Source organism: Brevundimonas nasdae (assembly GCF_016654005.1).
GTDB classification, from domain to species: domain Bacteria; phylum Pseudomonadota; class Alphaproteobacteria; order Caulobacterales; family Caulobacteraceae; genus Brevundimonas; species Brevundimonas nasdae.
On sequence record NZ_JAEPWN010000009.1, the window covers coordinates 127,792 to 143,602 of the forward strand.

Annotated in this window: 27 protein-coding genes and 1 riboswitch; of the genes, 2 read left to right on the plus strand and 25 right to left on the minus strand. The window is 64.5% G+C overall.

All coding sequences use genetic code 11. The annotated features are described in order from the left end of the window. Positions 1 to 23: 23 nt before the first annotated feature. The 22 genes from rplO to JKF87_RS14070 form a co-directional block, all read right to left on the minus strand. A complete protein-coding gene (rplO, locus tag JKF87_RS13965; protein ID WP_201100509.1) occupies positions 24 to 617 on the minus strand; it encodes a 50S ribosomal protein L15 in 594 nt (197 codons plus the stop codon). 144 nt (positions 618 to 761) lie between these two features. Continuing rightward, positions 762 to 950: a 50S ribosomal protein L30 gene (rpmD, locus tag JKF87_RS13970; protein ID WP_201100510.1), complete on the minus strand. Its 189-nt coding sequence runs from the start codon at positions 948 to 950 to the stop codon at positions 762 to 764. A 2-nt stretch (positions 951 to 952) separates the two neighbouring features. After that, positions 953 to 1,561, minus strand: coding sequence for a 30S ribosomal protein S5 (rpsE, locus tag JKF87_RS13975; protein ID WP_201100511.1), 609 nt, complete (start codon positions 1,559 to 1,561; stop codon positions 953 to 955). Between the two features lie 12 nt (positions 1,562 to 1,573). Next, complete coding sequence (gene rplR, locus JKF87_RS13980; RefSeq protein ID WP_201100512.1) at positions 1,574 to 1,930, minus strand: 50S ribosomal protein L18; 357 nt, start codon at positions 1,928 to 1,930, stop codon at positions 1,574 to 1,576. Positions 1,931 to 1,933: 3 nt separating this feature from the next. Continuing rightward, positions 1,934 to 2,467: a 50S ribosomal protein L6 gene (rplF, locus tag JKF87_RS13985; RefSeq protein ID WP_201100513.1), complete on the minus strand. Its 534-nt coding sequence runs from the start codon at positions 2,465 to 2,467 to the stop codon at positions 1,934 to 1,936. A gap of 1 nt (position 2,468) precedes the next feature. Then, complete coding sequence (rpsH, locus tag JKF87_RS13990) at positions 2,469 to 2,867, minus strand: 30S ribosomal protein S8 (protein ID WP_008262310.1); 399 nt, start codon at positions 2,865 to 2,867, stop codon at positions 2,469 to 2,471. A gap of 15 nt (positions 2,868 to 2,882) precedes the next feature. Then, positions 2,883 to 3,188: a 30S ribosomal protein S14 gene (rpsN, locus tag JKF87_RS13995; protein WP_201100514.1), complete on the minus strand. Its 306-nt coding sequence runs from the start codon at positions 3,186 to 3,188 to the stop codon at positions 2,883 to 2,885. Positions 3,189 to 3,207: 19 nt separating this feature from the next. Beyond that, positions 3,208 to 3,768 (minus strand): 50S ribosomal protein L5, encoded by a 561-nt coding sequence (gene rplE, locus JKF87_RS14000; protein WP_201100515.1) that lies wholly within the window; start codon positions 3,766 to 3,768, stop codon positions 3,208 to 3,210. After that, positions 3,768 to 4,076 (minus strand): 50S ribosomal protein L24, encoded by a 309-nt coding sequence (rplX, locus tag JKF87_RS14005; protein ID WP_201100516.1) that lies wholly within the window; start codon positions 4,074 to 4,076, stop codon positions 3,768 to 3,770. The genes rplE and rplX overlap by 1 nt, the downstream gene beginning before the upstream one ends. 1 nt (position 4,077) lies before the next feature. Then, positions 4,078 to 4,446: a 50S ribosomal protein L14 gene (gene rplN, locus JKF87_RS14010; RefSeq protein WP_003164378.1), complete on the minus strand. Its 369-nt coding sequence runs from the start codon at positions 4,444 to 4,446 to the stop codon at positions 4,078 to 4,080. A gap of 18 nt (positions 4,447 to 4,464) precedes the next feature. After that, a complete protein-coding gene (rpsQ, locus tag JKF87_RS14015) occupies positions 4,465 to 4,707 on the minus strand; it encodes a 30S ribosomal protein S17 (protein WP_017506051.1) in 243 nt (80 codons plus the stop codon). Between the two features lie 10 nt (positions 4,708 to 4,717). Next, positions 4,718 to 4,915, minus strand: coding sequence for a 50S ribosomal protein L29 (rpmC, locus tag JKF87_RS14020; RefSeq protein WP_201100517.1), 198 nt, complete (start codon positions 4,913 to 4,915; stop codon positions 4,718 to 4,720). Further along, the gene (gene rplP / locus JKF87_RS14025) at positions 4,915 to 5,352 is read right to left on the minus strand and encodes a 50S ribosomal protein L16 (protein ID WP_201100518.1); all 438 of its coding nucleotides are present in this window, start codon (positions 5,350 to 5,352) and stop codon (positions 4,915 to 4,917) included. Before rplP ends, rpmC begins: the two co-directional genes overlap by 1 nt. 3 nt (positions 5,353 to 5,355) lie before the next feature. Beyond that, positions 5,356 to 6,111 carry a 30S ribosomal protein S3 gene (gene rpsC / locus JKF87_RS14030; protein ID WP_201100519.1) on the minus strand — a complete coding sequence of 252 codons (756 nt, stop codon included), beginning with the start codon at positions 6,109 to 6,111 and terminating at the stop codon, positions 5,356 to 5,358. Beyond that, a complete protein-coding gene (gene rplV, locus JKF87_RS14035) occupies positions 6,111 to 6,491 on the minus strand; it encodes a 50S ribosomal protein L22 (RefSeq protein WP_201100520.1) in 381 nt (126 codons plus the stop codon). Before rplV ends, rpsC begins: the two co-directional genes overlap by 1 nt. A gap of 3 nt (positions 6,492 to 6,494) precedes the next feature. Beyond that, entirely contained in the window at positions 6,495 to 6,773 is a 279-nt protein-coding gene (rpsS, locus tag JKF87_RS14040) for a 30S ribosomal protein S19 (protein ID WP_007442184.1), read from the minus strand. 2 nt (positions 6,774 to 6,775) lie between these two features. Then, on the minus strand, positions 6,776 to 7,612 hold the full coding sequence (rplB, locus tag JKF87_RS14045; RefSeq protein ID WP_201100521.1) for a 50S ribosomal protein L2: 837 nt from the start codon (positions 7,610 to 7,612) through the stop codon (positions 6,776 to 6,778). A 4-nt stretch (positions 7,613 to 7,616) separates the two neighbouring features. Further along, positions 7,617 to 7,919 (minus strand): 50S ribosomal protein L23, encoded by a 303-nt coding sequence (locus JKF87_RS14050; protein WP_087119318.1) that lies wholly within the window; start codon positions 7,917 to 7,919, stop codon positions 7,617 to 7,619. Then, the gene (gene rplD, locus JKF87_RS14055; protein WP_201100522.1) at positions 7,919 to 8,557 is read right to left on the minus strand and encodes a 50S ribosomal protein L4; all 639 of its coding nucleotides are present in this window, start codon (positions 8,555 to 8,557) and stop codon (positions 7,919 to 7,921) included. The genes JKF87_RS14050 and rplD overlap by 1 nt, the downstream gene beginning before the upstream one ends. Next, positions 8,557 to 9,306, minus strand: coding sequence for a 50S ribosomal protein L3 (rplC, locus tag JKF87_RS14060; RefSeq protein ID WP_201100523.1), 750 nt, complete (start codon positions 9,304 to 9,306; stop codon positions 8,557 to 8,559). The genes rplD and rplC overlap by 1 nt, the downstream gene beginning before the upstream one ends. A gap of 21 nt (positions 9,307 to 9,327) precedes the next feature. Continuing rightward, positions 9,328 to 9,633 carry a 30S ribosomal protein S10 gene (gene rpsJ / locus JKF87_RS14065; RefSeq protein WP_003164367.1) on the minus strand — a complete coding sequence of 102 codons (306 nt, stop codon included), beginning with the start codon at positions 9,631 to 9,633 and terminating at the stop codon, positions 9,328 to 9,330. A gap of 259 nt (positions 9,634 to 9,892) precedes the next feature. Beyond that, positions 9,893 to 10,672 carry an acyl-CoA thioesterase gene (locus JKF87_RS14070; protein ID WP_236261389.1) on the minus strand — a complete coding sequence of 260 codons (780 nt, stop codon included), beginning with the start codon at positions 10,670 to 10,672 and terminating at the stop codon, positions 9,893 to 9,895. Between the two features lie 297 nt (positions 10,673 to 10,969). Beyond that, positions 10,970 to 11,174: riboswitch (cobalamin riboswitch) on the minus strand. Positions 11,175 to 11,422: 248 nt separating this feature from the next. Between JKF87_RS14070 and JKF87_RS14075 the strand changes: the two genes are divergently transcribed. Beyond that, complete coding sequence (locus JKF87_RS14075) at positions 11,423 to 12,199, plus strand: porin (protein WP_201100524.1); 777 nt, start codon at positions 11,423 to 11,425, stop codon at positions 12,197 to 12,199. A 148-nt stretch (positions 12,200 to 12,347) separates the two neighbouring features. Here the strand turns inward: JKF87_RS14075 and JKF87_RS14080 are convergent, their stop codons facing one another. The 3 genes from JKF87_RS14080 to JKF87_RS14090 form a co-directional block, all read right to left on the minus strand. Then, positions 12,348 to 13,241: a head GIN domain-containing protein gene (locus JKF87_RS14080; RefSeq protein WP_201100525.1), complete on the minus strand. Its 894-nt coding sequence runs from the start codon at positions 13,239 to 13,241 to the stop codon at positions 12,348 to 12,350. 112 nt (positions 13,242 to 13,353) lie between these two features. Next, positions 13,354 to 14,262, minus strand: a complete 909-nt coding sequence (locus JKF87_RS14085) for a cupin domain-containing protein (RefSeq protein ID WP_201100526.1) — start codon at positions 14,260 to 14,262, stop codon at positions 13,354 to 13,356. Positions 14,263 to 14,275: 13 nt separating this feature from the next. Beyond that, entirely contained in the window at positions 14,276 to 15,436 is a 1,161-nt protein-coding gene (locus JKF87_RS14090; RefSeq protein ID WP_201100527.1) for a GNAT family N-acetyltransferase, read from the minus strand. Between the two features lie 170 nt (positions 15,437 to 15,606). Between JKF87_RS14090 and JKF87_RS14095 the strand changes: the two genes are divergently transcribed. Beyond that, positions 15,607 to 15,768 carry a hypothetical protein gene (locus JKF87_RS14095; protein ID WP_201100528.1) on the plus strand — a complete coding sequence of 54 codons (162 nt, stop codon included), beginning with the start codon at positions 15,607 to 15,609 and terminating at the stop codon, positions 15,766 to 15,768. Positions 15,769 to 15,811: the final 43 nt, after the last annotated feature.

A 15,811-nucleotide genomic window follows, 5' to 3' on the forward strand; every position in this document is an offset into this window, starting at 1 on the left:
AATCGCCGCAACGACGGGTTTGCTTATGCTTTGGCGGCCGTACGCTTGGCGCGAGCCGAGATCTTGTTCTCGTCGCCACGCGGCGCCTTGGGAGCCGGAGCCTTGCCCTTGGCGGCGTTGCGCTTCTCGACGCGGGCAGCAGCCTTGGCTTCCGCAGCGATGCGCTCTTGCACCACGGTGCCGCCAGCGGCTTCGATGGCCTTGATGGCGCCCGAGGTGGCCGACCACACGACCAGGTTCAGGGCTTGCTTCAGCTCGCCCGTGCCCAGCAGACGCACGCCGTCCTTGACGCGACGGATCACGCCGGCGGCGACCAGGGCGTCGCCCTTCAGTTCCGACTTGGCGTCCAGCTTGCCGGCGTCGATGGCGTCTTGCAGGCGCCACAGGTTCACTTCAGCCAGCTTCAGCGCGTTCGGGTTGTTGAAGCCGCGCTTGGGCATACGCATGTACAGCGGCATTTGACCGCCTTCGAAGCCCAGCAGGCTGACGCCCGTACGCGACTTCTGACCCTTGACGCCACGGCCAGCGGTCTTGCCCTTGCCCGAGCCCGGGCCACGGCCGACGCGCATGCGCTTCTTGTGTGCGCCTTCGTTGTCGCGGATTTCGTTCAGTTTCATATGCCTGATCCTTTCGGGTGCTAGCGCCCGGAACATTCGTCCGGACTCGGCGGTGAAAAAATGAAGGGCCGCTTCTAGGCGGCCCTTCGGGTATCTGCAAGTGCAGAAACGCCCTCCCCCGGTTTCAGGAGAGGGCGCAACCGCTTACTTTTCGACGATCTCGGTAAGGTGGGCGACCTTTGCGATCATCCCACGAACCGAAGGCGTGTCTTCCAGCGTGGATTCGCGACCCAGGCGGTTCAGACCCAGGCCCACCAGGGTGGCGCGCTGGTCGTTCTTGCGGCGGATCGGCGAACCGGTCTGCTTGATGGTGACAGTCTTCTTCTCAGCCATGATCAGGACTCCACAGCTTCAGGCGTCGATGCGCCGTCGTTGCGACGGCCCATCAGATCCGCGACCTTCTTGCCGCGCTTGGACGCGACTTGACGGGGCGAGGACTGGACCTTCAGTGCTTCGAACGTAGCACGGATCATGTTGTAGGGGTTCGACGAGCCGGTCGACTTGCCCACGACGTCTTGAACGCCGAGGGTTTCGAGGACCGCACGCATCGGACCGCCTGCGATGACGCCGGTGCCGGGAGGGGCAGCGCGCATCATGATCTTGCCGGCGCCCCAACGGCCGTTGCCGTCGTGGTGCAGGGTGCGGTTCTCGCGAAGCGGAACGCGGATCATCGTCTTCTTGGCTTCTTCAGTCGCCTTGCGGATGGCTTCCGGCACTTCACGCGCCTTGCCGTGACCGAAGCCGACCCGACCCTTGCCGTCGCCGACAACCATCAGAGCGGCGAACGAGAAACGACGTCCGCCCTTAACGGTGGCCGCAACGCGGTTGATGTGCACCAGCTTTTCGACGATGTCCGAATCCGGACCGTCGACAGCGGGAGCGTTGCGATTGTCACGACGGTTGCGATCGTTGCCGCCGCCGCCGCGCTGGGGTTGATGCGCCATGCTTCGCGTCCCTTAGAAGTTCAGGCCGGCTTCGCGCGCGGCTTCCGCCAGCGCCTTCACCCGTCCATGATAGATGTACTCGCCACGGTCGAAGACGACGTCCTTGACGCCCTTCTCGATGGCGCGCTCGGCGATCAGCTTGCCGATTGCAGCGGCAGCAGCGGTGTCCGAACCCTTCTTGCCGCGGCCGCCTTCCAGCGACGAGGCAGAAGCGACGGTCACGCCCTGGGCGTCGTCGATGATCTGGGCCGAGATGTTCTTGTCCGAACGGTACACCGACAGACGCAGACGACCGTTGGCGACGGCCTTCAGGCGGCGACGAGTGCGCTCCGAGCGGCGCTTGGCTTGTTGTCGAAGAGAAAGAGCCATGACTTACTTCTTCTTGCCTTCCTTGCGACGCACGGTCTCGCCGGCGTAACGGACGCCCTTGCCCTTGTAAGGCTCAGGCGGACGCAGCTTGCGGATGACTGCGGCGATCTCACCGACAGCCTGCTTGTCCGAGCCCGAGATCTTGATCTCGGTCTGCTTCGGCACGGCGAAGGTGACGCCTGCGGGCGGGTCGATGTCCACGTCGTGCGAGAAGCCGAGCTGCAGCGACAGGGCGTTGCCCTTCATCGCAGCGCGGTAACCCACGCCGACCAGTTCAAGCGACTTCTCGAAGCCCGAAGTGACGCCGACGACCATGTTGTCGACCAGCGTGCGCGACAGACCCCACATCGCGCGAGCGCGGGCGGTGTCCGAGCGCGGGGTCAGCGACAGTTCGTCGCCTTCCTGCTTGATCTCGATCTCTTCGGCGACGGTCCAGGAGCGTTCGCCCTTCGGACCCTTCACGGTGACGTTCTGGCCGTCGAGCGTGATGGTCACGCCCTTCGGCACTGAGATGGTTTTCTTGCCAATACGGGACATATCAGTAGACCCTGCAGAGGACTTCGCCGCCGACGTTGGCGTCGCGCGCAGAAGCGTCAGACATGACGCCCTTCGAAGTCGAGAGGATCGAGATGCCGAGGCCGTTCTTGACGGGCTTCAGATCGCCGATCGCGGAGTAGACGCGGCGGCCCGGCTTGGACACGCGTGCGATCTCGGCGATGACGGGCTGTCCGTCGAAGTACTTCAGCTCGATCTCGAACTGCGGAAACTCACCCGGGTTCTGAACCAGGTTGTAGCCGCGGATGTAGCCTTCGTCCTGCAGCACGTCGAGGACGCGCTGGCGCAGACGGGAAGCGGGGGTCAGCACCTTGGAACGCTTGCGGGTCGCCGCGTTCTTGATGCGAGCGATCATGTCGCTCAGGGGATCGTTGATCATCATGTCTGTTCGCTCCCCTTACCAGCTGGACTTGGTCAGGCCAGGGATCTGGCCCTGGTTGCCGAGTTCACGCAGCGCAATCCGGCTCATCTTGAGCTTGCGGTAGAACGCACGCGGACGACCCGTCACTTCGCAACGGTTGCGAATGCGGCTCGGCGCGGAGTTGCGCGGCAGTTCCGCCAGCTTGAGGCGAGCGTCGAAACGCTCCTCAAGCGGCAGGCTCTCGTCGTTGGCGGTCGCCTTGAGGGCGGCGCGCTTTGCGGCATACTTCGCAACCAGAGCCTTGACGGCTTCGTTGCGGTTTACGGCGCTCTTTTTAGCCATTGTTCTCTTCCCTTCCCGCTCAGTTCTTCACGAACGGGAACTTGAACTCGGTGAGGAGAGCCTTGGCTTCCTCATCGGTCTTGGCCGTGGTGCAAACGACAATGTCCATGCCCCACATCTGGTCGATCTGGTCGTAGTTGATCTCAGGGAACACGATGTGCTCCTTCAGACCCGTGGCGTAGTTGCCGCGACCGTCAAACGAAGTGCCCTTCAGGCCGCGGAAATCCTTCACGCGCGGCAGCGCGATCGTGATGAACCGGTCCAGGAACTCATACATCTGGTCGCCGCGCAGCGTAACCTTGCCGCCGATGACCATGCCTTCACGCAGCTTGAAGCCGGCGATCGAGTTGCGAGCCTTGGTGGCGACAGCCTTCTGACCAGCGATAGCCGTCAGGTCCTTGAGGGCGGCGTTCGCCTTCTTGGAGTCAGCAACCGCTTCGCCGATGCCCATGTTCAGGACGATCTTGTCCAGCTTGGGGATCTGCATCTCGTTGGTGTAGCCGAACTTCGTCTTCAGTTCCGCACGGATGCGGGCCTGATAGTCGGACTTGAGGCGCGGGGTGTACTTTTCGGTAGCCATCAGATGACGTCTCCCGTCGTCTTGGCGATGCGGACCTTCTTGTCCCCATCGATCTTGAAGCCGACGCGGGTCGCCTTGCCGTTGGCGTCGGCGATTGCGACGTTCGACAGGTGAAGCGAGGCTTCCTTGTTCTTGATGCCGCCTTGCGGGTCAGCCTGGCTCGGGCGCGTGTGGCGCTGAACCATGTTGACGCCCTGGACGAGAACGCGGTTTTCGGTGGGCAGGACCTTCAGCACGGAACCCGTGCGGCCCTTGTCCTTGCCGGTCAGGACGACGACGCGGTCGCCCTTTTTGATCTTGGCGGCCATATTACAGGACCTCCGGAGCCAGCGAGATGATCTTCATGTGGTTCTTGGCGCGCAGTTCGCGAGGAACAGGGCCGAAGATCCGCGTGCCGACCGGCTCGTTTTGCTTGTTGACGATGACCGCAGCCGACTTGTCGAAGCGGATGACAGAGCCGTCCTTGCGTTGGATGTCCTTGGCGGTGCGCACGACGATGGCGCGAACGACGTCGCCCTTCTTCACGCGGCCACGCGGGATGGCTTCCTTCACGGACGCGACGATTGTGTCGCCGATCGAGGCGTAGCGGCGCTTGGAGCCGCCCAACACCTTGATGCACATGACCCGGCGGGCGCCCGAGTTATCGGCCACTTCCAGGTTAGTTTGCATCTGGATCATAAGATCAGATCCTTCTGATTACGATGCGGAGGCGTTGGAAAGGACTTCCCAACGCTTCAGCTTGGACTTGGGGGCGCACTCGACGATGCGAGCGATGTCGCCGACCTTGAGCGCGTTGGCTTCGTCGTGCGCGTGGTACTTCTTGGAGGACCGGACAGTCTTCTTCAGAAGCGGGTGGAGCAGCGTGCGCTCCACCTTCACGACGACAGTCTTTTCGCCCTTGTCGGACACGACCACGCCTTCGAGAATTCGCTTGGGCATATTCGTTTCCTTACGAGGCCGCACGCTTCTCGCGCAGAAGCGTCGAGATGCGAGCGATGTCTTTGCGCACTTCACCCACGCGGTGGGTTTTCTCCATTTGGCCAGTGGCCGCCTGGAAGCGCAGGTTGAACTGTTCCTTCTTGAGCTTCAGAAGCTCGTCGGCCAGTTGGTCGTTGGTTTGCGACCGCAGATCAGCAATCTTGGTCATTAGGCTGCTTGCTCCGTGACGATGCCGGCATCCAGGCGGGTGACCACCTTGGTGCGGACCGGCAGCTTGGCGGCGCCGAGACGCAGCGCTTCACGAGCCACATCGTCCGGCACGCCGTCGATTTCGAACATGATGCGGCCCGGAGCCACGCGAGCGGCCCAATGGTCCACAGCGCCCTTGCCCTTACCCATCCGGACTTCGGCCGGCTTGCCCGTGACGGGCAGGTCGGGGAAGACGCGGATCCAGACGCGGCCCTGACGCTTCATCTGGCGAGTGATCGCGCGGCGGGCCGCTTCGATCTGACGCGCGGTGATGCGCTCGGGTTCCATGGTCTTCAGGCCGTAGGAGCCGAAGTTCAGCGAGAAGCCGCCCTTGGCCGAGCCGTGAATCCGGCCCTTGAAGGCCTTGCGGTACTTGGTCTTCTTCGGTTGCAACATGACTTAGTTCTCACGTCCCCGGTCGCGACGCGGACCGCGGTCGCCACGGGGGCCGCCGCGTTCGCGGCCTTCGTTCGAGGAAGGACCCGAGGCTTCCTGGGCCCAACGCTTGTCCTGGGCCATCGGGTCGTGCTCGAGCACTTCACCCTTAAACACCCAGACCTTCACGCCGATGATGCCGTAGGTCGTCTTGGCTTCATAGAAGCCGTAGTCGATGTCGGCGCGCAGGGTGTGAAGCGGCACGCGGCCTTCGCGGTACCATTCCATGCGAGCGATTTCGGCGCCGCCGAGGCGACCCGAGACGTTCATCCGGATGCCCTTGGCGCCCAGACGCATGGCCGACTGCATCGAACGCTTCATGGCGCGACGGAAGGCCACGCGGCGTTCCAGTTGTTGCGCGATGTTTTCAGCGATCAGCTGCGCATCGGTTTCCGGCTTGCGGACTTCGATGATGTTCAGGTGAACTTCACCTTCGGTGCGCGCCGAGATGTCCTTGCGGAGCTTCTCGATGTCAGCGCCCTTCTTGCCGATCACGACACCCGGACGGGCGGCGTAGATGGTGATGCGGCACTTCTTGTGCGGGCGCTCGATGATGATGCGCGACACGCCGGCGGCGGCCAGGCGTTCCTTCAGCCACTCGCGCAGCTTCAGGTCCTGGTGCAGCAGGCGGGCGTAGTCTGCGCCGCCGGCGAACCAGCGGCTGTCCCACGTGCGGTTTACGCCGAGGCGCAGACCGACCGGATTGATTTTCTGTCCCATCAGGCGGCCTCGCCGGCTTCACGGACCACGATCGTGATCTCGCTGAACGGTTTCAGGATGCGCGACGAGCGACCACGAGCGCGGCTCGCGAAACGCTTCATCACCAGGTTCTTGCCCACGAAGGCCTCGGCGACAACCAGGTTGTCGATGTCGAGGTTGTGGTTGTTTTCGGCGTTGGAGACGGCCGAATACAGGACCTTGCGGACGTCGCCAGCGATGCGCTTCCGGCTGAATTCCAGCTCGTTCAGCGCCTTCTGGACCGGCATGCCGCGGATCGAAGCAGCAACCAGGTTCAGCTTTTGCGGGCTGATGCGCACGTTGACCAGCTTGGCGCGGGCCTCGGTCGGGGCGACCCGACGGGTGTTCTTGGTCTGGGCCATCGGTTACTTCCTTTTGGCCTTCTTGTCCGCCGCGTGACCCGGGAAGTTCCGGGTCGGGGCGAACTCGCCGAACTTCATGCCGACCATCTCTTCCGAGACCGACACGGGAACGTGCTTCTGACCGTTATGGACGCCGAACGTCAGACCGACGAACTGCGGCAGGATGGTGGAACGACGCGACCAGGTCTTGATCACATCCTTGCGGCCCGACGATTGAACGGCGTCGGCCTTCTTGAGCAGATACCCGTCGACAAACGGGCCTTTCCAGGAGGAGCGGGCCATTCTTAGCGAGCCTTCTTAACGTGGCGGGTACGGATGATGTACTTGTCCGTAGCCTTGTTCTTGCGGGTACGAGTGCCCTTGGTGTCCTTACCCCACGGCGTGACAGGGGTGCGACCACCAGAGGTCCGGCCTTCACCACCACCATGCGGGTGGTCGATCGGGTTCATGGCGACGCCGCGAACGTGCGGACGCCAGCCCATGTGACGCTTACGACCGGCCTTGCCCAGGTTCTGGTTCATGTGGTCGGGGTTCGAAACCGCGCCCACAGTGGCGATGCAGCCGTCCAGGACCATGCGCAGCTCGCCCGAGCCGAGACGGATCTGGGCGTAGCCCTGATCGCGACCGACCAGCTGGGCGTAGGCGCCAGCCGAACGGGCCAGTTGAGCGCCCTTGCCGGGCTTCATTTCGATGTTGTGGATGATCGTACCCACCGGCATCGAACGCAGCGGCATGGCGTTGCCAGGCTTCACGTCGGTCTTTTCACCCGCGATGATCGTGTCGCCAGCCTTAAGGCGTTGCGGCGCGATGATGTAGGTCTTTTCACCGTCTTCGTAGGTCACGAGGGCGATGAAAGCCGTGCGGTTGGGGTCGTACTCCAGACGCTCGACCGTGCCGACCGCGTCCCACTTGCGACGCTTGAAGTCGATCTTGCGGTACAGGGTCTTGGCGCCGCCGCCGCGGAAGCGGACCGCGATGCGACCGCCCTGCCCGCGTCCGCCCGACTTGGTCAGGCCTTCGGTCAGCGACTTTTCCGGACGGCCCTTGTGGAGCTCCGAACGGTCGACCAGCACGAGGGCGCGACGGCCCGGCGAAGTCGGATTGTAGGTTTTCAAGGCCATCTGATCAGAGCCCCGTGGTCACGTCGATCGACTGGCCTTCGGCCAGCGTCACGATAGCTTTTTTGATGTCGACGCGACGGCCGAGGATACCCCGGAAGCGCTTGGTCTTGCCCTTTTGAACCAGGGTGTTGACCTTGACGACGTTGACTTTGAACAGGCTTTCGACCGCAGCAGCGATCTCGTCCTTGGAAGCCGTGTCCGCAACGCGGAAGACGACCTTGTTCTGCTCCGACAGGATCGTGGCCTTCTCGGTGATCACCGGAGCCAGGATGGTGTCGTAGTGCTTGGCGGTAGGTTGAGCAGCCATTACGCAGCTTCCTTATCGCTGAAGCGGGCTTCGATCGCCTCGATAGCAGCCTTGGTCAGCACCAGCTTTTCAGCCCGCAGGATGTCATAGACGTTCAGGCCGGCGTTCGGCAGCACGTCGATGTGCGGGATGTTGCGTGCGGCCAGGCCGAAGTTCGTGTCGACTTCCGGACCCGCGATGATGAGAGCCTTGGTCCAACCCAGCTTGCCGAAGGTCTCGCGCAGCGAGGCCGTCTTGGCTTCCTTGACCGAGACGCTGTCGACGACGATCAGGTCGCCGGACTTCGCCTTGGAGGACAGGGCGTGACGCAGAGCAAGCGCGCGGATTTTCTTCGGCAGCGAGAAGCCGTGGTCGCGAACGACCGGACCGAAGGCGCGCGAGCCGCCGACGAACTGCGGTGCACGGCGCGAACCGTGACGAGCGCCGCCGGTGCCCTTTTGCTTGTACATCTTCTTGCCCGTACGAGAGTTCTCGTTGCGGGTTTGAACCTTGTGCGTACCGGCGCGGCGCTTGGCCAGTTGCCAGTTCACGGTGCGGGCCAGGATGTCGCCGCGGATGTCAGCGATGCCGAAAACGGCGTCCGACAGCTCCAGGTCGCCAGCAGCCTTGCCGTCGAGTTTGATGACAGAGAGTTTCATTACGCTTCACCGCCTTCGGTCGCTTCCACCGGGGCTTCTTCAGCCGGGGTCGATGCGGGTTGAGCAGCAGCCTTCGACGACTTGACGGCGCCCGGGAACGGGGCGTCAGCCGGACGGGCCTTCTTGATGGCGTCACGAACCTTGACGTAGCTGCCGTCGTGACCGGGGACAGCGCCCTTGATCAGGATCAGGCCACGCTCGGCGTCCACGCGGACGACGGTCAGGTTCTGGGTAGTGACGGTCTCGGCGCCGTAGTGGCCGGCCATCTTCTTGCCGCGGAAGGTGCGGCCCGGATCTTGACGTTGACCGGTCGAACCATGCGAGCGGTGCGAAATCGACACACCGTGCGTGGCGCGAAGGCCGCCGAAGTTCCAGCGCTTCATCGCGCCGGCGAAACCCTTACCGATGGTTTCACCTTGGATGTCCACCTTCTGGCCGACCAGGAAGTGTTCAGCCGAAATCTCGGCGCCCACGTCCAGCAGACCGTCCGCATCAACGCGGAACTCGGTGACATAGGCCTTGGGTTCGACCTGGGCCTTCGCGAAGGTTTCGCGTTGAGCCTTAGCCGTGTTCTTGGCCTTCTTGGTGCCAGCGCCCAGCTGGAGAGCGACGTAGCCGTCACGCTCCTGGGTACGTTGGCCGACGACTTGGCAGCCGTCGAGCTGCAGCACAGTGACCGGTACGTGCGCGCCGTCTTCGGCGAACACGCGGGTCATGCCCAGCTTCTTGGCGATCACGCCCGTGCGCATCGGATCCCGCCTCTTTCTACTTTAAATCTTGATCTCGACGTCCACGCCGGCGGACAGGTCGAGCTTCATGAGCGCGTCCACGGTCTGCGGGGTGGGGTCGACGATGTCGAGCACGCGTTTGTGCGTGCGGATTTCAAACTGCTCACGCGACTTCTTATCGACGTGCGGCGAGCGGTTCACGGTGAACTTTTCGATCAGGGTCGGCAACGGAATCGGACCGCGAACGGTCGCGCCGGTGCGCTTGGCTGTATTGACGATTTCGCGCGTCGAGAAATCGAGGACGCGGTGATCAAAGGCCTTGAGCCTGATGCGGATGCTTTGATCCATATCGGTGCTAACTTCCAATGCGGTCGGAGGACCGCGTCCCTGTGAACTATTTCAAAGACCGAAGGCCTTCGGGCAAAAAGCCCTCAGGAAACGCAAATCCGCAAAAACGAGCGGCCCACGCAGTTGCCCGCGAAGGCCGTGAAATCCCAAGAAGCTGCAAAGAACAGTGACTTAGGTCGTTCTTGCGAACCGCGTCTGCACCGAAGTGCACAGCCGGTCCAACAAGAGTGGTGGCTTATGCCTGCCGATTCCGATTTCGTCAAGCGGCGAAACCGTGTCCTGGCGGGCTGTTTTCGGGTTTTGCAATCGGGCTGGATCGACCCGCCTTATCGACCGCCACCATGACGAATTCGGCCACTGCGGAGCGGCGGCGTTCGCCGGTCAGCAGGGCCTCGGACCACAGCTCGACCTCTATGGTTATGGAGGACCGTCCAACCTTGGTGGCGCGTGACGCCAGTTCGATCATGTCGCCCTCTCTTATAGACTCGGAGAAGTCGATGCGGTTCGACGCCGCCATCACCATCACCGCCCGCGCCTCCTTGGTGGCGCAGACAAAGGCGGCCTTGCCCATCAGCTTCAGGGCGTCGCCGCCGTACAGGGTGCCATAGTGATTGGTCCAGGCGGGGAAGACCATCTCCACCGCCCGCAGCCAGCCGTCGCCGACATTCTGACCATTGGCGGGCAGAGGCGGCAGATCGCCCTGCCCCTCCTGGCGCGGCGCCACCATATTAAAGACGCCCCGCGTGCACAGCCGCCGTTCGCTGCTGACCGGCGCCTCAGCCCACAGATCGACCTCCACGCCCATTGATGTCCGCCCGACGCGCACGACGCGGCCCGTAGCCTCGACCATCTCGCCTATCCGGGCTGGCGCAGCGAAGTCGATCCGCTCGCAACTGGCCGTCACCGTCGGCCGTCGCGCATGACGCGCCGCCGCCAGGAAGGCCACCTTGTCCAGATGCGCCAGGCCGACGCCGCCGAACAGAGTGCCGTGGTGATTGGCGTCGCCGGGAAACACCATGTCGATCAGGGTGACGCTCATGACCGGTCTCCCTCGTCTCGCCGGGATCTGACCACTTGCGTCATGTTCATCAGGCCGCACAGATCCGCCGCTGCGGACAGCAGCGAAGCGGCCTTGAACCTTACGGCCCACTGGGCGCCGCGCGTGTTCGTCCGCTCAGGGCCGATGCTGGAAAGGCGTGGGGTCGCCACTTGGGGAGTTGGGCGGGGCATGGCTGAAACCTGTGTTGCGGCCAGGTCTCGAACAGGAACGCGCGAACGACCGCGCGGACATGCGGGTCCGGCGGCGCATTTGCGGCCTGACCGGGCACCCCGCCGGAGGACGTTATCTGTCGGGGCAGGTCTCCTGGCTCACGGGTCGACATCTCGGATCCGGCCTTCCCGGCGCCGGAACGCCAGTGACACGATATGGACCCTCGACTCGCCGCTTACAGTTGCGGGGGCAGCGCCGGTTTCACACCGGCTTCCCTCTTAGCTCCACGCAGCCCGAAGACCGCGTGCAGACCACGACACATTCAGATGACCTGAGATCATCTGCGCGTCAATCACACGGACACCCCTTAATCTGATGACGGAATTGCCGCCTGTTAACCCCTTGCCCCAAGTCCTCCGCGAGCGTGACACATTGCAGACACAACCCGTGGCCGAACCGTCACAGTACTGTTGCAAGTGCTTAATCTAACGGCGGTTTCATGCCGGAATCGTCCGGGTCCTGATAGCAGCCCCCTCCCCGGCTCCCCTCCGGGGCACAGACTGCTAAGGAAAAAGAACAATGAAGACGATCCTCCTCGCGACGGCCGCCGCCGCCACCATGATCGCCGCTCCGGCTTTCGCTCAAGACGCCATCGGTTCGGTCGCTGTCTCCTACACCAACCCGTCGGTCGACGCAGACGGCTTCAACAAGGTCGCTGCTGACGTATGGTCGGTCGACGGCACCGTCGCCCTGCCCGTCAAGGATTGGACCGTGACCCTGAACGGCGCTGTCGACTACACCAAGGCTCTGGGCGCCGACGACACCTCGGCCATGCTGGCTGCTCACGGCACCAAGCTGTGGACCTCGGACGTCCGCGCCGGCGCCTTCGTCGCCGCCAACACCATCGGCACGGGCGACACCGTCTGGACCGTCGGCGCTGAAGCCCAGAAGTACCTGGCCAACGCAACCCTGACCGGCGCTGTCGCCTGGAGCGACACCAGCATCGGCGACGTCTGGACCGTCGGCGGCGACGCTGCCTACTACGTCCTGCCGAACCTGCGCCTGAACGCTGGCGTCAGCTACAACAACGTCGACGTCACGGGCGGCAGCGTTGACGCCTGGACCTACGGCGTCGGCGCCGAGTACGAAATCAAGGACACGCCGTTCTCGGTCGGCGCCGCCTACACGCGCGCTGACATCAAGTCGGTCGACGTCGACACCTGGTCGTTCAACGTCCGTTACGCCTTCGGCGGCGGTCTGCAAGCTCGCGACCGCGCTGGCGCCAACCTGGGCGTCCCCGCGATCACGCGCGTCCTGACGGGCTTCAAGGCTCCGGCCAAGAACGTCTCGATGTAAGACCTTCGGGTTTTCGAATGCAGAAGGCCCCGGCGGAGCGATCCGCCGGGGCTTTTTCATGCCCGTCGTCCGCTGGGCTGCGGGCGCGAAAAAGGCCCCCGGGGTTCCACGACCGGGAGCCTTCCTCTCGCGGCGGAGAGTTCGGGTCTTAGCGCCCGATGTTCAGATTCCCGGAGCCGACGACCGAGCGTTTCACCTGGCCTGTCGCGGCGCCGACATTCACATTGCCCGAGCCTGCGATGGAGACGTCCAGATCGCCGGTCGTTCCACCGAACCGCACGTTGCCCGAACCGCCGATGGCGACCGAGAAGCGCGGCATCTGGCCCTCGCGGATGGCGATGCCGCCTGAACCGCCGACCGCCGCTTCGCCGCGCCCGTCAACGCGCGCCACGGTGATGTTGCCCGATCCGCCGACCGAGGACTTCAGCCTGTTGGTGGCGCCGGCGTAGATCGAGCCCGATCCGCCGACCGAGGCCTCCAGTTCCTGCGACGTGCCCGTGCGGATCGTGCCGGAGCCGCCCAGACCCACTTCCAGCTTGCCGTCGACATTGGCCACCGTCCAGTCGCCGCAGCCGCCTGCGCCCAGATCGACCGAGCGCGCGCCACGGCCGACGGCGCCATAGACGGCGCCGCTGGCGCTCAGGTCGACGTCTCGCGGGCTGCGCACGACGATCAGCGGCGCATCCTCCAGACGGATGCGTCCCACGCCCCCGCCGACGTTAACCGTGGCGCCTTCGCCCGGCTGCCGCGCATTGGCCGGGCCGCTGTTGCAGGAGCGGATCGCATCGCTGCTGCCGAACACGCCGCCGCGGCGCAGGCCGCCGTCGATGCGGACGTTGCGCCCCTCGCGACGCACCTGGACGGTGGGAAGGTTGGAGGCGCCCTGGGTGATCTCCACGCCGATGTCGTTACGATCCTCGACGATCACCACGACGCGGGCCACCGCATTGCGAATCTCGACATCGGCGGCGGACGCAGGCGCGGCGGCGGCGCTGACGGCCAGAGCGGCGGTCGCGGCGGCGATGAACAGTGCTGACTTCATGAACTTTCCCTTCCCGGATCTGATGAGAAGGTGCGCGAGCAGGCGCCGAAAGTCATTTTAACTCGGCGTCATGAATCCAATTTAACATTGGCGAACGCCGGGCGTCGCGGGTTCAGGAGCGCAAGGCGCCTGCGCCGTCTTCGACGCCGACTTCCGGCTCGAAGTCCCGCTCGAAATGGGCGATCCGGCTCTTCATCGCCCCCACCTTCTTCAGCGCCAGCGACGCGGCCCAGCGCGCGGCCAGTTCAGGCGTCGACATGCCGTCCGTGAACCTGGGCGAACCGCCCCGGCTGCGGATCACCGCATTGGTGAAAAGCGCACCCTTGCGGAAGCGCGACGGCCAGGTCTGGAAGTCCATCGACAGGCTGACGCAGAACCGGTCCAGATTCTCGACCCGGTGCGGCGCATACAGCGGCCACGTCAGGGCGCCGCCCGGCTCCAGGTCCATGACCTGGGCGTCGTTCTCGAACGCCAGCCTATAGGGCAGTTCCTCGGTCGTCTGGCGCGTGACCACCTGCTCCATGTTCTTCTCGGGCAGGTGCTGCTCGTCGCCGGGATAGATGAACAGGCGCTTCCTGCCCCGCAGGTGGAACAGCACCACCCCCGCCGCGTCGAAATGATAGGGCACCCGGGCCTTGGGCGACGACAGGATCAGCTGCCCCGCGTTCTTGACCGCCCGCATCCCCGGATAGGTCGCCTGGATGGCCTTGAAGTCCGCCATGGCCGCCGCCCACAGTTCAGGCCAGCCGGTCTCGACCTCGCGCAGATTGACCCACAGCCGTCCCTGCTTGATCGCCTCCAGCAGTTCCGCGCCCGACAGCCGCCCGCGCGCGCCGGTGCGCAGCGAGACCTGCCCTTCGTCATCATAGTCGTACAGGTTGATGTCGAAATGCTCGGCCGGATAGCGGTCCAGCATGGCGGCCAGGGCCGCATCCTCTGCGAACCCCTGCTCCACCAGGGTGTGCGGATGGATCTTCGCCTCGGCTATGGGGCCGGGATACCGGGTGCGACGGTCGGACATGATCTGTTTCCCCTCAGGCGTGGGCGACGCGCGCAGGCGTCTTTTTGCGTGACGCCAGCTTGGCGACGGCGGAACGGGCGGCGGCGGCGGCCCCCCTCAACCGGCCAGCAGGCGAGGCTTCGCAGGCTTCGATGGTGGACCAGCGACGACGCAGCGAGGCGCGGATCGCCTCGCCCCTGCCGCCTGCCGCGCCCAGTACGGCGGCGGCTGCATCATTCAGCGCGGCGCTCAGCCCCGGCTGCATGACCACGGCCTCGCGCACGGTCCGGCGGGCGTTGACGAAATACTTCTTGTAGGTCTCGCCCTCGAAACCGAAGTCGAACACCCGCACCCCTTCGGCACCAGCCAGCCGCATGGTGTCCATGCTCAGCAGAATGCCCGGCGAGCATCTGGCCAGCGTCGGCTCATAGGCCGGGAACCAGAAATGATAATGGTCGCCCGCGTGCAGCGAGAACTCGATCGCCACCCGTTTGTCGCCCGCCGTCATGACCGCCAGGGACGCACCGAAATCCGGCCGCTGATCCATCATCAGCGCGTGCAGCAGATCGCGCGTCCAGCCGCAGGCGAAGATGTCGTGCAGGCCCGACCGGCGATACTGCGCCGCCTTCAGGTCGATCAGATGATCCAGCAGCAGGGGATCGCGCACATTGCGCCGAACCTGCGTCTCGCCCAATTCGGCAGCGAGGCTGCGGCGCGCGCGCTCCTTGTCCTTGAAATACTTGCCATAGGCCTGGCGGCGTTCGGCGTACCAGCCGTCATAGCCGCCCGCAGGCAACTCCACCTGCACCGTGCCGCGTTCCTCGCCCGTCTCGCCCGCGCCGATCCAGCCCGGCACATTCAGGCGACGCCCCTTAACCAGACGCGCCACATCCTCCAGCGTGATGTCCGATCCGACCGGCGCGATCACCCCGTGATAGTCATTCATCGGCGCGCCCAGCGGTTGGACCGAACCGCCGCGTCTCTGGTGCGGGAAGAAGCCGACGATCTGTCCGCCGCGCCGGAACACAGCCACCGCCGCGCCGGGGCAGACCCTGGCGGCGATCTCGGTGTAATCCCAGCGGAAATAGGGGCTGCTTAGGGCAGGATTGGTCGTGGACCACGCGCGCCACAGCGCGACGGCGGCGGCGTCCAGCGCCTCCGCCTTCACGATCTCGACCAGCAGTTCGTCAGTCATAAACATCTCGCAGCAACCCCGTGTCCGAGGCCGTTTCAGCCCATCCTCTATACCGAACCCTGTTTCACTAGGGTTCATCGGCATGGTGAACAGGTGTTGACGGGAGCCTGCGCGCGCCAGGGGCGTTTGCATCCTGCGGACATCCAAGTTCCGCGCCGAGAGACACGGTCATGACCGATCAACGCCCTGATGACCACGCCGTCGAGGATGAAAATCTTCGCCCCGACCACAATGGCCAGCCCCCGCGTCCCGCCACCGAACCCAAGGGCTCCGAGGGCTCCAGCAACTCCGGCACGACCCCGACCGATCCCGCGACCGGATCACAGAACTGACCGCCCCCTGCCTTCGCCTTTCCCTGCCGACTGACTGAGTGAC

Coding starts and splice junctions, on each gene's coding strand:
- rplO (WP_201100509.1), bottom strand. CDS start 617: ATGAAACTGAACGAAATCCGCGACAACGAAGGCGCACACAAGAAGCGC.
- rpmD (WP_201100510.1), bottom strand. CDS start 950: ATGGCTGAGAAGAAGACTGTCACCATCAAGCAGACCGGTTCGCCGATC.
- rpsE (WP_201100511.1), bottom strand. CDS start 1,561: ATGGCGCATCAACCCCAGCGCGGCGGCGGCGGCAACGATCGCAACCGT.
- rplR (WP_201100512.1), bottom strand. CDS start 1,930: ATGGCTCTTTCTCTTCGACAACAAGCCAAGCGCCGCTCGGAGCGCACT.
- rplF (WP_201100513.1), bottom strand. CDS start 2,467: ATGTCCCGTATTGGCAAGAAAACCATCTCAGTGCCGAAGGGCGTGACC.
- rpsH (WP_008262310.1), bottom strand. CDS start 2,867: ATGATGATCAACGATCCCCTGAGCGACATGATCGCTCGCATCAAGAAC.
- rpsN (WP_201100514.1), bottom strand. CDS start 3,188: ATGGCTAAAAAGAGCGCCGTAAACCGCAACGAAGCCGTCAAGGCTCTG.
- rplE (WP_201100515.1), bottom strand. CDS start 3,768: ATGGCTACCGAAAAGTACACCCCGCGCCTCAAGTCCGACTATCAGGCC.
- rplX (WP_201100516.1), bottom strand. CDS start 4,076: ATGGCCGCCAAGATCAAAAAGGGCGACCGCGTCGTCGTCCTGACCGGC.
- rplN (WP_003164378.1), bottom strand. CDS start 4,446: ATGATCCAGATGCAAACTAACCTGGAAGTGGCCGATAACTCGGGCGCC.
- rpsQ (WP_017506051.1), bottom strand. CDS start 4,707: ATGCCCAAGCGAATTCTCGAAGGCGTGGTCGTGTCCGACAAGGGCGAA.
- rpmC (WP_201100517.1), bottom strand. CDS start 4,915: ATGACCAAGATTGCTGATCTGCGGTCGCAAACCAACGACCAACTGGCC.
- rplP (WP_201100518.1), bottom strand. CDS start 5,352: ATGTTGCAACCGAAGAAGACCAAGTACCGCAAGGCCTTCAAGGGCCGG.
- rpsC (WP_201100519.1), bottom strand. CDS start 6,111: ATGGGACAGAAAATCAATCCGGTCGGTCTGCGCCTCGGCGTAAACCGC.
- rplV (WP_201100520.1), bottom strand. CDS start 6,491: ATGGCCCAGACCAAGAACACCCGTCGGGTCGCCCCGACCGAGGCCCGC.
- rpsS (WP_007442184.1), bottom strand. CDS start 6,773: ATGGCCCGCTCCTCCTGGAAAGGCCCGTTTGTCGACGGGTATCTGCTC.
- rplB (WP_201100521.1), bottom strand. CDS start 7,612: ATGGCCTTGAAAACCTACAATCCGACTTCGCCGGGCCGTCGCGCCCTC.
- JKF87_RS14050 (WP_087119318.1), bottom strand. CDS start 7,919: ATGGCTGCTCAACCTACCGCCAAGCACTACGACACCATCCTGGCTCCG.
- rplD (WP_201100522.1), bottom strand. CDS start 8,557: ATGAAACTCTCTGTCATCAAACTCGACGGCAAGGCTGCTGGCGACCTG.
- rplC (WP_201100523.1), bottom strand. CDS start 9,306: ATGCGCACGGGCGTGATCGCCAAGAAGCTGGGCATGACCCGCGTGTTC.
- rpsJ (WP_003164367.1), bottom strand. CDS start 9,633: ATGGATCAAAGCATCCGCATCAGGCTCAAGGCCTTTGATCACCGCGTC.
- JKF87_RS14070 (WP_236261389.1), bottom strand. CDS start 10,672: ATGAGCGTCACCCTGATCGACATGGTGTTTCCCGGCGACGCCAATCAC.
- JKF87_RS14075 (WP_201100524.1), top strand. CDS start 11,423: ATGAAGACGATCCTCCTCGCGACGGCCGCCGCCGCCACCATGATCGCC.
- JKF87_RS14080 (WP_201100525.1), bottom strand. CDS start 13,241: ATGAAGTCAGCACTGTTCATCGCCGCCGCGACCGCCGCTCTGGCCGTC.
- JKF87_RS14085 (WP_201100526.1), bottom strand. CDS start 14,262: ATGTCCGACCGTCGCACCCGGTATCCCGGCCCCATAGCCGAGGCGAAG.
- JKF87_RS14090 (WP_201100527.1), bottom strand. CDS start 15,436: ATGACTGACGAACTGCTGGTCGAGATCGTGAAGGCGGAGGCGCTGGAC.
- JKF87_RS14095 (WP_201100528.1), top strand. CDS start 15,607: ATGACCGATCAACGCCCTGATGACCACGCCGTCGAGGATGAAAATCTT.